The sequence below is a fragment of the Sphingomonas sp. PAMC 26621 genome, from assembly GCF_000251145.1.
GTDB lineage: Bacteria > Pseudomonadota > Alphaproteobacteria > Sphingomonadales > Sphingomonadaceae > Sphingomonas.
Genome location: NZ_AIDW01000006.1, coordinates 40,267 through 54,533, shown reverse-complemented (window position 1 = coordinate 54,533; position 14,267 = coordinate 40,267). Strand labels below are relative to the sequence as shown.

Here is a 14,267-nt window from a genome sequence, read left to right as displayed (position 1 = left end):
GCATCAACGGTGCGTTGGTTGACCCGGGCTGTCGGCCGCGGACCTTGCTGTTCGGCAAGATGCGGGGGCAGGTCCCGCCTGCTCCCCCGCAACCCTCATCGTCAGAAACCGACACCTATGTTGAAGGGGAAGTACCGGCCGATGTCTATCCGGTGAGATACGGGTCGACCGGCGGCGTTTCAGGGACCGACACCAAAGGGACTGGTCGGGACGCGGCAGTCGCCAGCCATGCGTCTCCGCCCGCGCGATGACGGGTGGAGCCATCGCCAGCGTCGCCACACGGCCATAGACCGGACGCTCGCGATCCGCGGGCGCGCCGGCGAACATCATCGCGATGTTGCCGTAGGTACTCGGGTCTCGGCCATCGAGGCTCAGCCGATCGTTGAGATAGCAAGCGGTCGCCCATGCCGCTTCCGGGCTGGGCGTCATCGCGATGAGGCGCTTGCTCCAGTACATCCGCAGGTTGTTGTGCATCCAGCCCTCGGCGAGGAACTGCCGCTGGCACGCATTCCACGTCTCGTCGCGTGTTTCGCCCCTCAGCAGGGCCGTTAGCGTCTCCTGGTCGGGCCGGAGGTCGCCGGCATGGTCAATCAAAGTCTGGCGCGCCCAGGGGGCGATCCGGTCGTACCGTTCGGGCGCGGCGAGATGCCTCGCTTGATAATGGAACCACTCCCGCCAGCCGAGCACTTCGTCGGCGAACTTCCGCTTGTGCTGTCCGCCCGCGGCGCTGCCGTTCACCGCAGCCATGACCTCGCGGGGACCAAGAACGCCAAAGTGCAGGTAGGGCGAAAGCCCGCTCGCGCCGTCGGCCCGCGTGGCGTCGTTCCGCGTGGACGCGTAGCCGGGCAGCACGTCCGCGACCAGGCGTGCCAGTCGCTCCTCCGCCGCGCGGCGACCCGCTGGATGCATCGGGACGACCGGCAGAGAATGGTCGATGTCGAGACCGGCGATCAGGGTGCCCAGCTCGTCCACACGGAGCTTGTCGGGCGTGAACGGCAATGCTCCGGCATAGGGGGCTATGTCGGCAATTTCCGCGTCCCAGGCTGCCCAAACGGCCCGCGCCGGCTCATGCCGACGCAGGAACGCCGTCCGCCCTTGCACGTCGGGGCAGATCACGGCCGGAGGCACCAGACAGGCGGCATTCACTGCGAAGACGGGCACATCGACCCTTGCCGCTACGCGCTCCGACTGCCACCGCGCAACGAAGGTCGGCTGGTCTTCCAACACGATTGCCGCAGCCTCGCCACCCAGCCGGTAGACCAGCCCCTTTTCCCGTCGCCCGGCACGGTCGACATGCTGGACGCAAGCCAGCCCGCGCTGGCGACATCCTTCGGCGAGATCGATGCTCGCGCCCAGGATGAAGTGGTGCAGCCGGTCCGACGCATAGGGATAATCCTCCCGGACGCCGTGATAGACCAGCACCGGCAGGCGCAGCGCGTTGCCGAAACGGATGGCTGCGTCGATAACGGGGTTATCGCTGGCGCGCAGGGCCTGCTGAAGCCAGCACAGGACGTATCGACCGTTTTGTGCGGGCACCTTGTCGTTCAGGGCGCGAACGCGCGGTGCCTGCTCCCAGTCGGAAAGACCATCGGACCGTCCAGATAGCATCATCACGAACTCCGGCCGCGGCGTTGCACCTTGGCAAACGCGGTCCTCGTCGGGCCGGTCCTGGCACCACCGGCGACTCTGTTCGGCACAATATGCAAACCTTCGTCTCGAACCCCCGTCATCGACGACCTCCCAACCGCAAGCAGCCGAGGGGCACTGTCACCGTCAGCGCGTTTCGCGAGAATCCGTCTTTCATGCATCGCACACGGGTAGCAAGATCGGACCGCTGGTGGCAGTGCGGATCAACGGCATTGCGCTTGAGAAGACCCGACGGAACGGTGACATATAGCGGAGCTTTCCGCCTTCCAAACATCCGCTTCGCTGCGTCATCGAAGCAAGATCGCACGCACTTTCTTCGCCGTCGTGCCGCTCTCCGGCACCTGCAGGATCGACGGGCGTTTCATGAACCGTATTTAGGGGAATGCACTTGCGCAGTCTGGACTTCAGCTCTTGGCAGAGCCTGCTCGCCACCATCCTCGGACTGACGCTGGTCACGCTGCTGGGGGTCGGCATTCGCCTGCTGACCCAGATGACGTTCCAGCAGCGCCGGGAGCGCATGAACCGGCAGATCAACGAGCGCCTCAAGACCCTCATCGCCGCCTACAAGGTCCTCGGCGGATCGTTCACGGGGGACCTGACCGTCGATCCGGCCCACCGGCGCGACCTTCGACCGCTCGAGCGGGGCGGCACCCTGGAGGAGCCGATGGCCGCGTTGGATCTGAGTGCGCAAGGCGCGGAGAGGTCGGACCGCACGCGCCGCATCCGCGACGCGGTCGAAGCCGCGCTGTCTGACATCATCCTCCTGGGTACCGAGGAGCATGTCCGGCTGGCGGACAGCGCGGTGCGCGAGCTGGTCGCGGGCCATCCGGTCCACACGCACGCGCTGGTCGTGTCGCTGCGGGCGTTCGTACGCGATGCGCTCGATCTCGACCCGATCCCGGCCGACCTGACGATCGCGATGCAGGGACCCGCCCGTCCGGCATCGTCCGGCGGCGGCAAAGGCGGTAGCAACAAGGACGATGCTGGTCGGAGCGGCGGCGGTGGCGGTATGGGTGGCGGCGGCGGGCCTGGAGGCGGCGGTATGGGCAACGATGGGCCTGGCGACGATCCGCACCCTGTCGCGGCGCAAAACGTGGAGCGCTAGACCAAGCCTCCCCGATCTCGGTCGTGGCTGACCCGATCCCGGTCCCTCGCCGCCCTCTCGCCGGTTCCGGAAACCCGCCGCTGGTCCGTCCAGCGAAACGGCGGTTTCGATGCATCTCATCGCGGGCGTAGTCTGGCGCGGGGAGTTAGAGAGCGGACCCGCCGCTTTGTGCCTGCTTGGCTAGATTGAAGACGCGCAGGCGAAGTTGACGAACGCGTCGAGCAGCCCTGCCTTCGAGATTGCCGCCAAGGTGTTTTGCGCTGGACAGGAAGCTCCGCCGCCAGTGCAGCCTTTGTCTCCCCGATTCGAGATAGCGACCCGATGGCGCTCACGCCGCGTGATAGACGGCATGAAACCTTCCTCGATGCCGTCGAGATCGGCGGGATGCAAATGTCTCAAACCGCGAGCGGGGCAAACTACGTCTGCTTTATCGGCGAAAGTCTGATAGGTCCGCGACGTCATCCCCTGAAAATCGAGACGACTGGGCTGGGTGGCAAGAACGCCCGCAAGTACGACGATACGCAGCAGCATAGCCCCCCCCCAGAATCGCAGTTGGCATCCGTGATAATCCTCTTGAGGAACGACTGCAATTGAGCGGTAAACTGGCAGCGGCCAAGCGAACGACGGCATGATGGAGACCCGGCCGAACCGCGTCCGACAGGCCCCACTTCCCACCATTCGGCGCGCCTCTGACGTTTCCCGAAAGCGGACGTTCGTTAATATGCCGACTGTGCTCGCCGGACGTGTAGTTGTGCCGGGCACCCGCTACATAGACATCATTCCTTGAGAGATCAGACAGACGCATGGCCCGTAAGCATTCGAAACATGGCCCGTACGAAGAGCCGGATCGCGAAGAAGAGGAGAATCCCGCGACGGTCGCACCCTGCTGGCTCTGCGGCCGCGTGCTCGGCAAGACCACCGTCTGGCATCATCCCGTGCCCAAAAGCCGGGGCGGTCGCGATGTCGTGCCGATGCATCCCGTCTGCCAGCAGGCTCTGGTGGCGAATTTCATCAATTCCGAGCTGCAACGCCACGGGATGGATGTAGACGCCCTGCTTGCCGATCCCACCGTCCGCAAGTTTGTGGATTGGGTGGCAAAGAAGGACCCCGATTTCACCGCCAGCCCGACGAAGAAGCAGCGCTGACCAGGCGGTCGGTGCGGCTTGACCGACACCCGGTCCTTCGCGCCGCCGTTCCGCGGTTCGCACCTCCGGCCATCCGTTGATGTCCGTCAGCCGACCGGTCTGGATCGCAGCGCTTTATCCGCGGAAGGGCGATAGTTGGTGGAGCGCGGTCCGTCCGCAAGCGGACGCGGATTACTGACGCAACGGAGCGCCACCGACTCTGTCGAACGATGATCGAATTTTGAGAATTGTCGTGTCGGTCTGGCGCGGCAGACTTGAAGGTCGGATTACTTGAGACCGAATTTGATCGTAATCCCGACCGAGCCTTTCGGACCACCGCCCGTCATGGTGGCGGTGTCCGACAAACGCCTTTCGAAAAGTTCGGTCGGATTGGCCACCCGCTCGAACCGGGGATCGAGCCGCTCGAGGCGCTGGCTGTTGCGTCGGTTCGGTCGACCACAAACGACGATATCATTCGGATCTTCCTCTGGCGAGCAAGCCGCTCGCGGAACGGAGAGGCGGGTCGGCCACTCCGGCGCACCTGCCGGCACGGGCGCAATCCCCGCGACCGCGCTGGTCGACGCCGCTTGCAGAAGCGTGGTGATGAACGTCGCTAACGACATGCCTGGCATGATGCCGTTCAATTATGTCAGCTTTTGGCCGCCTCAAAACGGTCAGCTCGCGCCGCCCGGCAGCCGCCACGGCCGCCGAACGTTGCTACAGGAGACTGGAAAATCGCAACCGATGGGTCGTCGGGTTGGTGACCAGTTGCCGCTGAAACGCGCGCCGTAGCGCTTGCTCGTCACTGTACCCCGCGCGGACGGCGACCGCCTTCAGCGGCAAGTCGGTTTCCTCGAGTTCGCGGCAGGCCGCTTCCAGTCGCATCAGTTCGACGGTCTTGGCCGGTGTCCGACCGACTTTCGCCGTGTAGGATCGCGCGAAGGTCCGCGGCGCCATGCCCGCCTGCCCGGCCAGCCGGCCAACGGACAGGTCCGCCGTGAGATTCACCGCGATCCACGCGTGGAGTTCGACGAAACAGTGGTCGCGCGTCTGCGCCGCCAAAGGCACGCTGAACTGCGATTGGCCACCGGCGCGCTTCATGAACACGACCATCTGCCGCGCCGCATCGATTGCGACGCGTGGGCCGTAATCCTGCTCGATCAAGGCCAGCGCAAGATCGATCCCGGAGCTCACGCCGGCCGAAGTCCACAAATTACCATCGCGGATGAAGATGCTGTCCGAGTCGATGTCCAGCGTGGGATGTCGGTGTTTGAGCTTGTCGAGCCACGCCCAATGCGTCGCGACACGCCGACCATCGAGCTGCCCCGCTGCCGCCAGAAGGAACGCACCCGTACAGACCGAGCAAAGCCGCCGCACCGATCCGGCGCGCGAGGCGATGAAGTCGCGCAGCGCGGGTTCGACGTCGAAGTCCTCGCCCACACATCCGCCGGGAGCGATCAACGTGTCGATCGGCCTGTCCGCCAAGGACGCGGTCGCCACGGTCACCACAGGCAGGCCTGCGCTGGTCAGGATTGCCCCACCCGACGCGGAGGCGACGATCGTCTCGTAGCGCGCCGGTGCTCCCGTCGGTGCGCCGCGGTTGGCCGTGGTCAGCGCCTGCAATGGTCCGGCCAGGTCGAGCAGGTTCATGCCGTCATAGGCGAGCAAGACCACGCGGAGCGTGTCGGGCGGCGCGGGCGAAACGATGCGTTTTTCAGCCATGATACCCGGGATACTCAAAGCCGAGCGCAACGCCATAGGCGGTCTGCCTGCCGTACCGATGCGCGATCTCGGCAAGGACACTGTCGAGGGTGAAGGCTGAAGTGCCGGATGCTGGCGTAACGATGCGCGTGAGAGCTTCCGGATCGGTACGGTCAGGCAGCAGAATCAGGCCATGCAAGGTCGTGACCGGAGCCGGACTGCGGGCAAACGCATACGCCTTCGCCCGCCCCGTCCGCGCATACGCGTCTGCGGTGAAGGCGACAGCGATCTCATCTACACCCGTGGCAACGGTGACGCCGATCGATTGGGGATGATGAAACCAGCCATTCAAATATTCCGTGGCGGCAAAGGCCGAGAGATTGCGACCGAACTTCGGTGCAAACCGATGACTGTCATGGACTGCGCTCCAGTCGTGCGCGCCTACCATCGCCGCGGTCGCCGCGGCACGGTCTTGACCCGCGATCGCTTCCACCAGCGCCAGCGATGTCGGGACGGCCGCACTGATGCCGGCGCTGGAAACGATCCGTCCATCGGCGACATAGCGACGGTCGTCGACCCAATGGACCTGGGGATAGGCCTTGCGGCGGTAGCCAGCGGTTGCCCAGTGCGCGGTCGCGCGATGGCCGTCGAGCACGCCGCTGCTGGCAAGCACCAACGCGCCATCGCAGATGCTGACGAGCGTGCCGCCCTTCGCTGCCTGCTGCTTGACCCAGGACAGCAACACGGGGTCGTCGTGCCGCACGACCGCGGGCACCACGACATAATCCGCGCCGTCGGGGTAGCGCCTGTCGAACTCGGTTATGGATGCCTGGGGCTGGATGTGAAGTGCCGGACGCATCGTCATCATTCCCGCGCCGGTAGCAACGGCGACCACCTCTCCAACCGCGGCCCGCTGCAAGATTCCGTACGGAATGACATAATCGGTGAGTTCGGTACCCGCGTTGATTCCGACGATCGCAATCACGGGTCGCTGCCGGCCAAAGCGCGCCTGATACGGGATGATGCGTTCGATTGCCGCCGGAGCAGGAGCAGCCAGTGCCGGCTGTCGCGGCTTGGAGGATTGGCCGACCGCGACCGAGCCGCAGCCGGCGACGAGACAGGTCGCCGCCAGGAAGCCAAGACGATTTCGTACAAGGGCAGGGTCAAACATGCTGGGGTCCGGTCTGGTGATGATCCCTTTTCCTGGTCCGGATTGGAGACAGCGCCTAGGACAGCCTTGCGTCATTTTCTGCCAGTTCGAGGAAGGAGCCCGCTGTGCAGCACCGCGTCAACGGATGCGAGATCAACGCCAGATCCGTAATACTCGCCGTTCCTCGGCTTTGGGTGACCAGAGCCCAACTTGAGCGATGGCGAGATGCTGTTTTGAACGACCACTACGGGGAAAACCACAGCTTTTCGGTGGTTTAGATGATGCGCTTACAGGACTCACATCGGCTGTGGTAACCCCTCTGAACTTTCGGCCCGCCGTCAACGTCCTGGCCCCTTAGTGGCCCAGTAAGAATTCGGTCCCGTTTCAGGCCTCGAACCAGTGTCGAATGGAGCACCGTGCTGTCCTTGGAAGCCTATGGAATCTGACTGACCAATATCCTGCGACGCAGTTGGATCAGTCGCCGTCAACGCCGGATTACCCCAGTGGCGGACGTTCGCAGGCTCACTGCCGCTGCTCATACCGGACCTTCGTTCATTACGGCTGCGATAGCAGCACGCGCCCGAAGAGCCGACGTTCCAACGTTTCACGCGCGTACTGGAGCCGCCGTCCAGACACGCGAGCCGGTCCGGATCGCCGGCCGAGCCAGTCGTCTACGCAGCCAATATCCGCGTACCTCCGCCGATCCTGCGACCCGGGTCGTCGAAGCGCGACTAGCGCAGGGTCGCACCCGCCAGCCGTGCCGTCGCTGAGAGGGTGGTCTGCGCCGCGTTCAGCCCAAGTAGGAAGTCCTTGTCGCTGTAGGTGGTGTAGAGGTCGGTCGGCTGGTGCCACTGCGGGTCCCAGCCGCTTCCGACCTGAGCACCGCGGTCATTCTCGCGCAGGCTAACGGCCGGTGCCAGGTCCATGAACGGAGTCGAATCGGTATTGGTCATGTGGCGTCCGACCGCGGCCGGATAGTCTGTGGCGTAACGCTCGTTCGCTGCATGCAGGGCCCAGGCCAACTCCTGGGATTGAGCGGCGCGTTTGGACGCCGACTGGAATTCTATATTCACGTCGGCCTCGGGACGCTGCACAGGACTCATGCTGCCGTCGGCCCGGGGCATCCCGTGGTCGAACAGCATCATGTCGTGCTGTATGACGCCGAGCCACTTCGGCTCCGGGTAGCGGCCAGATCCGGCGGGCGACTCCTTGCCTTGCAGGGCTGCACGCTGGTCGACATAGGCTTTGGCACCATTCAGCCCGGTTTCCTCGTTGTTCCACAGGATGAAGCGGATTGAACGGTCGGTCTGTATGTCGGGGCTGCTGAACACGCGCGCCAGCTCCATCACCAGCGCCGTCCCCGAGCCGTCGTCATTGGCCGCCTCGCCAAAGCCGATACCGTCCATGTGAGCGCTGATGATATACATCTCGCCCGGGTGGCCGGTCCCGATCTTGGTGCAATAGACCTCCTCGCGCGGCCCCGGGATCGCGGGCGGAGTGTTCAGCGCCCGGACCCGGGCGTCGGGCTGGGCGTTGGGGTTGCTGTTGACGCCGGTTTGAAGCGTAGCGCCGCGCGAGCGCCCGCCGCCGACCGACAGGCCGGGTTCGTCCGACCCGATGTCCACCACTGCCCTGGCCGGTGCGACCCTGTGCACTGGCTCGTCGCCGAACGTGTAGGTCAGGCGCTCGGTATTGGTGCAGCCGTAGCTCTTGAGTTGACCTTCAATCCAGTCGATCGCGGCACGGTTGCGGGCGGTGCCCTGGCGGCGATCGCCGAACTGGGTGAGGCCTTTGATCGTCGCCTTGTACCGCTCCAGATCAAGCCGCTTCACCAGCACGCGAACGGGATCGACCGTCCGCGCCGCCGGTTGGGCCAGGACTGGGGAGGCGAGGAGGAGGGCCGTCACCACGGATATGATCCGAAGGACGCGCTTAGTCTTCGGCTGGGCCAACCTGTCGTTCATCGTGTCCCCTTCTCATCGCCACGATCCGAGGGATCGGCGACTCTCGGATTCACAGTAGCCGAGGACGGGCTAAGGGCTACCCCCGAAACGGAGGTGGCGGAGCTTGAGAGCCTCGTCAGCCCAATTCGTCCTGTGTCCACCGTCGTGGGTTCTCGGACCGCCTTCATCGATTTTGCTTTATTCGGCGGAGTGCGGCGCGCCCGAGAAGGCCACAGCCTGGCGCCTCCGCCAGAAACAGTTGCGGGGCGTGCGGTGCTCTACGGTGAAATTCTCTCAAACGGCTGCAGCGTCCGAACCTCGGGATATCGTTTTCATCCTGCTATTCTCGAAAGGCGGTTTCCTTCAGCCGGGTAATTGGCGTGAGCAGATAGTCGAGCACGGAGCGGCGATCTCCCATTAGGCTTACCGTCGCCACCATGCCCGGACCGATCTCAAGCCCCTGCCCCTTCTGGTCCGTCAGCGCGTTTCGCCTGGCGACCACGCGCACCATGTAGTGCGCTTCGCCAGTGCGCTCGTTCGTCGTGGCGTCGGGCGAGATCGCGATCACTTTCCCGGGGATCGTTCCGTACACCGCGCTCTCGTAGGCGGTGACCTCGATCCGTGCCTCCTGGCCCAGGCGGACCCGGGCGATGTCCTTGGGACTGACCATTGCCTCGATCAGCAGGCCGCTCTGCGACGGCACGAGTTCGATCAGCGGGTCGCCGGGATGGACGGATCCCCCGACGGTCGACACCAGCACGCGGTTTATCCGGCCATCCAGTGGCGCGCGCAGGATGGTGCGGTCCAGCTTGGAGGCAAGGGCCGGCATGGCCTGTCGGCGAGCCGCGAACTCGCTTCGGGCGGCTGCCAGCTCGTCGGCAGCCTTGCCGCGCCAGTCTTCCCGCATCTGCGCCGCCGCCGCGCGGGCTTCGGCGATGGATGCAGTGGTGCGGGCAACGCTGGCCGACGCGGCGGCGACGTCGCTTGCCGCCATCGATGCTTGGTTCTCTTGCTGTATAAGCGACATGCGGGGCTCGATCCCCTGCTCGACGAGAGGGCGGATAATGACGAGCTCGCGATCTGCCGCGCGCGCGGCAGACTTTCGCGACGCATACGTCGCGCGAGCCTCGGCTGCGGCGCGGTCCGCCTGCATGATGCGGGCGCTGGACTCGCCCATGACGCTCGCCAACGCGGCGATCCGCGAACGATGGAGAGAGCGTTCGATTGCGATCGGCTCCATGGCCACCGCGTCAGGCTTCGGATCGAAGCGTGGCTCTACCCCTTTCACCTCGCCTTCGAGCCGGGCAATCTTTGCCGAGAGCGCAGCCATGGTCGCAGCGCCCGCGCCGAGTGCGGCTCCCGCCTCGGTGCGGTCCAGCGTGATCATGGGGGCGCCTGCTCGGACCGGCTGGCCTACCCGTACCAGAATCGCACTGATAATCCCGCCCTCCAGGTTGGATACGACCTGCAACTGCGCGCCGGGTATCACCCGGCCAGTGGCACGCACAGTGCGGTCGAGTACGGTCAGCCACGCCCATAGCAGAGCCACGGCGAACAGGCCGACAATGACCCACAGGAGGAGGTTGGATGCCGTCGCCGGCCTAACCCTCTTAGTAAGATGCTCAAGACGCCCGCCGTGGAGATCTACGACGACCGCCGCCTCGCTGGCGAACCGGGGCTGCACGGGTGCGGACAGCGACATGTCAGGCTGCCTTCACAGGGGTCATCTGACGCAGGATCGCGTCCCGCGGGCCGTCGGCGACGATGCGGCCGCCGTCGAGCAGGACGATCCGGTCCACCAACTGCAGAAGCGGCGGACGGTGCGTCACCAACACTACGGTACGTTCGACGATCTCCGCCCGCAGCCGCTGGAGCAGCGCGGTCTCCGTATCCGAATCCATCGCCGACGACGGCTCATCGAACAGCAGGATCGGCGGACTCCCCGCAAGCGCCCGTGCGATCGCGATCGACTGGCGCTGTCCGCCTGAAAGACCTTCGCCGCGGTCGGCGAGCTTCAGATCGTATCCATTGGCAAGCTGGCCGATGAACTGGTGCGTTCCCGAAAGGCGTGCGACGCGCAGGAGTTCCTCGTCGTCCACCGCTGCCCGGCCGAGGTCGATGTTCTCACGCACGGTGCCGGTCAGCAGGACACTCTCCTGCAAGGCGGCTCCGATCGACCTGCGCATGGTTTCGGGATCGAACTGACGGGATTCCGTTCCGTCGAACAGGATCATGCCTTCCTGTGGCGGATAGAGGCCGAGCAGCAGACGCAGCAGCGTCGACTTCCCCGATCCGACCCGACCCAGGATCGCGACCTTTTCCCCGGCTCCGATCATCAGGTCCATTCCGGCAATCGTCGGTTCGGGACTTCCGGGATAGCGGAACGTAACGCCGCGAAGTTCGACATGTCCGGACAGCGTCCTCACCTTCAACGCCTCTTCGCTTGGCCCTTCGGGAGGAAGCGTCATCATCGCGTCGATCTGCCGGTAGGCTGCCCGAGTCGCGTTCAGGCGAGACATCAGCTGGGCGATCTGCCCGAGCGGTGCGACGGCGCGACCGGACAGGATCGAGCATGCGATCAGCGCGCCCATCGTGAGCTTCTCCTCGGCCATGAGGATCACACCGACCACCACGACGCCCGCGTAGGAGATGGTGTTCGCCGAGGTGGCGACGTTGACGCTGATCGTCGCCACGAGGCGCTGGGTCAGCGAACTTTGCGAGTGATCGTGCATCGCAAGGGCCCAGCGTCGCCGCATCAGATCTCCGGCGCCCGTGGCCTTGATCGTTTCAAGCGCACCGATGGTCTCGACCAGTACCGACTGCTTGAGCAGTCCACCGGTCATCGACCGGGCCGACAGTCGGTCCATCGCCGGATGCGTCAGCCATCCGGTCAGGATGACGATCGGCACCATGACGAGGGGTACGATCACCACGGGGCCGCCGAGCAGCGCGGTTAGCGTGAGCGTGACGATGATGAAGGGTACGTCGACGAGCGCGGTCATGGTCGCCGAGGCGAAGAAGTCGCGCAGCGTCTCGAGCTCGCGCATCAGGCCCGCAAGCGCTCCGGTCGAGCCCTTCTTGAGATCGAGCCGCAGCGCCAGCAGGCGGTCGAACACCGTGCCGCCGACGTCCGCATCGATGTCCGCGCCGGCGATGTCGATGAAATAGGCGCGCAGCGTCCGCAGCGCGAAGTCGCCGCAGATGACGATGGTCAGACCGACCGTCAGTCCGATCAGGGAGGCGGTCGCGTGGTTCGGGACCACGCGGTCGTACACGGTCATGGTGAAGAGCGAGGAGAGCAGACCAAGCAGGTTTATCAGCACGGCGGCGATGCCGACCTTCAGATAGACCGACGCGTTGCGTCGCATCGGCTGGATCAGCCATTCGGCGAACAGCGGCCGGCGTGCTGGGGACACGTGCAGGCTCATCGCGTGGTCTCCTGATTGTATTGCGGGATGGCGAGCGCATCGAGCAGCAGCCCGGTCCTTGCCAGCAGGACGTAGCGGGTCGCGTCGCGCTCGGCCAACGCCTGTACGAATGCCGCCGCCGTCTGGAAGTACGAGTCCTCCGATTCCAGCACGTCGAACAGGGTCCCCCGCGAATAGGCGAAGCGTTCGGCGAGGACGTCGCGCGACTGGCGGCTCGCCAAGTAGCTCTGCCGCAGCGCCACGAGCTGCCGGTCGAGCGCGCCGACGTCCGTCCAGGCGATCACCGCGTCGCGGCGCAGCTCCTCTGCTGTCCGAGCGGTGCGGGCGTCGGCGGCATCGGCGCGCGCATCAGCCTGGTCGGCACGGGCACCGACTCCACCGAACAGTCGCCATCGCACTGCAACGCGTGCGCGTACGTCGTAGTCGCGCGCAGTCTCGAAGACGCCGTACCGGCCGGCATCGACCCCGCCTGTGATCGTCGGCAACGTGTCCGCATGCGCGGCCCGGGCCTGCAGATGGGCGGCACGCGCCACCGCGGCCGCTGCCTTGACCGTGGGTGAGTGCACCACCGCCGCCGCCGCCGCGTCGCTGCTCGCGAGCTTCCTGCCCAGCGGTGGGGCAGGAAGGAGGTCGTTGGGGGGGGGGCGTCCGTAGATCTCGGTAAATTGGGCCTCGGCCGCCGCGAGCGACCGCTGGTAGATAGCAACATGCGTCCGCGCCGAGGCGAGGTAACTGTCCACGCGTGCGACATCACCCGACGCTGTGGCACCGGACGACACGCGCTTTAGGATGGATTTACGCAGCGCCACCTGATGGTCGGTCAGTCCCTGAGACAACCCAACGAGTTCACGGTAGGCGAAGACGTTGTACCATGCCGCAATCGCGCGAAGCGCCACCTCGGTCTGCACGTTGTCCACGTCTGCTGTCGAAGCGTCGAACCGTTCGTTGGCTGATTCTATTCGCGCTCGTGTCGCACCGAAATCGAAAAACGTCTGGTCGATGCTCGCCAGAGCGTCTGTTCGCCGGTCGGCTCGCGAGCGCTCTATGATGTTTTGCGGGTCGTTCGAGAAGGCGCGGGACGCTACTCGATAACTGCTGAACGACAGGTCCACCCTCGGCAGCAACTGCGCCTTTGCTTCGCTGCGGGCGGCACGCGCCTCTTTGCTGCCGGCTTGTGCTTCCGCTATCGCAGGGTGGCGTCGAACGGCCGCCGCGACGAGTCCACGGAAGCCACCGACGTCATAGCTTGTGTCGTCCAGTTTGAGGATCGGGTCTTCGGCGGCCAAGATCCGGCTCATGGGGTCGCTGACGGGAGATGGGAGCGTTCGGCCGTCCGGCACTGCCGCCTTCGACGAGGGTGGCAGCGTCAGCGAAGCGGCCCCCGCGATCAAGCCGAGCAGGATCCGCGATCGCATGCTCATGACGGTTCCCCGACGCTTGGGATGAACAGCCTTGTGAGAAGGCAGATGAGCTGTGCCTGTCGGGGTGTTCCGGTCTTTGCCACAACGCTGGTCTGCTGGGTGCGCAGCGTCTTCATTCGCACGCCGATTCGGGCGGCGATGTCGTGCAGCAGCGACTCGGGGAGATGGTCGCGTCGTTCCAGATCAACGCTCGTGCGCGTGCCGATCACGTCGTACCGAAGGTCGCGTGTTGCCTTGAGTCGCAGGATACGCGGGAAGCCGTTTGTACGCCGCTGGATGAACACCAATCCCGCGAACGCACCTGGACGGTTGCTTGACGTGACCCGGGTAAACACGCCGTCGATCCGGCGCTGCGTGTTCGTCGCCTTGAAGCGCACCACGTTCTGCGAGCAGGCGAAGACCCCTCTCGCTTCGGCACCGTCGCGGTCAAACACGATCTTTGGGTGAAATCCGCTTTCAAACGAGAGAATGAAAGCGTTTTCAGAAAGATGAGATCGATTGACCCCAACAGTATTTGCCGAGCACAGCGACATGTCCCACCCCTACACGACATGAGAACCCGAAACAGGACGCGGTCCCGCAACAGTAAATGCTGGCATGACTCGACACTACGCCAGCCGTGCCATGCGTCGAGATGCAGATTTTTCAGAGAATTATCAGGTATCTTCCATTTTTATGATGGGGAACGGTCTGACAGTCAAATACGCAAAAGGATGTATGAGGTGATGGTAATATTTCGTTAGGCATA

The 14,267-nt window shown here is 64.9% G+C and carries 12 protein-coding genes; 2 read left to right on the top strand and 10 right to left on the bottom strand.

Features of this window, described 5'->3' with window-relative positions:
* Window positions 1-3 precede the first annotated feature (3 nt).
* Window positions 4-1,611 carry a deoxyribodipyrimidine photo-lyase gene (locus tag RI03_RS02865; protein ID WP_010215059.1) on the bottom strand — a complete coding sequence of 536 codons (1,608 nt, stop codon included), beginning with the start codon at window positions 1,609-1,611 and terminating at the stop codon, window positions 4-6.
* Window positions 1,612-2,029: 418 nt separating this feature from the next.
* On the opposite strand from RI03_RS02865, the gene RI03_RS02860 reads away from it, so the two are divergent.
* Entirely contained in the window at window positions 2,030-2,752 is a 723-nt protein-coding gene (locus RI03_RS02860) for a hypothetical protein (protein WP_010215057.1), read from the top strand.
* A 180-nt stretch (window positions 2,753-2,932) separates the two neighbouring features.
* Here RI03_RS02860 and RI03_RS23410 read toward each other — a convergent pair whose 3' ends face one another.
* On the bottom strand, window positions 2,933-3,283 hold the full coding sequence (locus RI03_RS23410; RefSeq protein ID WP_138995592.1) for a hypothetical protein: 351 nt from the start codon (window positions 3,281-3,283) through the stop codon (window positions 2,933-2,935).
* Window positions 3,284-3,555: 272 nt separating this feature from the next.
* Here RI03_RS23410 and RI03_RS02850 point away from each other — a divergent pair, with 272 nt between their 5' ends.
* Window positions 3,556-3,897 carry a hypothetical protein gene (locus RI03_RS02850; protein WP_010215052.1) on the top strand — a complete coding sequence of 114 codons (342 nt, stop codon included), beginning with the start codon at window positions 3,556-3,558 and terminating at the stop codon, window positions 3,895-3,897.
* 266 nt (window positions 3,898-4,163) lie between these two features.
* Here the strand turns inward: RI03_RS02850 and RI03_RS02845 are convergent, their stop codons facing one another.
* The 8 genes from RI03_RS02845 to RI03_RS24275 all read right to left on the bottom strand — a co-directional run bounded on the left by RI03_RS02845 (window position 4,164) and on the right by RI03_RS24275 (window position 14,052).
* The gene (locus tag RI03_RS02845) at window positions 4,164-4,520 is read right to left on the bottom strand and encodes a hypothetical protein (RefSeq protein ID WP_238542209.1); all 357 of its coding nucleotides are present in this window, start codon (window positions 4,518-4,520) and stop codon (window positions 4,164-4,166) included.
* Between the two features lie 73 nt (window positions 4,521-4,593).
* Entirely contained in the window at window positions 4,594-5,598 is a 1,005-nt protein-coding gene (locus RI03_RS02840) for a GlxA family transcriptional regulator (protein WP_010215048.1), read from the bottom strand.
* Window positions 5,591-6,562: a DJ-1/PfpI family protein gene (locus tag RI03_RS02835; RefSeq protein ID WP_238542208.1), complete on the bottom strand. Its 972-nt coding sequence runs from the start codon at window positions 6,560-6,562 to the stop codon at window positions 5,591-5,593. Before RI03_RS02835 ends, RI03_RS02840 begins: the two co-directional genes overlap by 8 nt.
* Window positions 6,563-7,458: 896 nt before the next feature.
* The gene (locus tag RI03_RS02830) at window positions 7,459-8,691 is read right to left on the bottom strand and encodes a M20/M25/M40 family metallo-hydrolase (protein ID WP_010215045.1); all 1,233 of its coding nucleotides are present in this window, start codon (window positions 8,689-8,691) and stop codon (window positions 7,459-7,461) included.
* A 319-nt stretch (window positions 8,692-9,010) separates the two neighbouring features.
* Complete coding sequence (locus RI03_RS02825; protein WP_010215044.1) at window positions 9,011-10,372, bottom strand: HlyD family type I secretion periplasmic adaptor subunit; 1,362 nt, start codon at window positions 10,370-10,372, stop codon at window positions 9,011-9,013.
* A gap of 1 nt (window position 10,373) precedes the next feature.
* The gene (locus RI03_RS02820; RefSeq protein ID WP_010215043.1) at window positions 10,374-12,098 is read right to left on the bottom strand and encodes an ATP-binding cassette domain-containing protein; all 1,725 of its coding nucleotides are present in this window, start codon (window positions 12,096-12,098) and stop codon (window positions 10,374-10,376) included.
* On the bottom strand, window positions 12,095-13,519 hold the full coding sequence (locus RI03_RS02815) for a TolC family protein (RefSeq protein ID WP_010215041.1): 1,425 nt from the start codon (window positions 13,517-13,519) through the stop codon (window positions 12,095-12,097). Before RI03_RS02815 ends, RI03_RS02820 begins: the two co-directional genes overlap by 4 nt.
* The gene (locus RI03_RS24275) at window positions 13,516-14,052 is read right to left on the bottom strand and encodes a hypothetical protein (protein ID WP_193790612.1); all 537 of its coding nucleotides are present in this window, start codon (window positions 14,050-14,052) and stop codon (window positions 13,516-13,518) included. The genes RI03_RS02815 and RI03_RS24275 overlap by 4 nt, the downstream gene beginning before the upstream one ends.
* Between the last annotated feature and the right edge of the window lie 215 nt (window positions 14,053-14,267).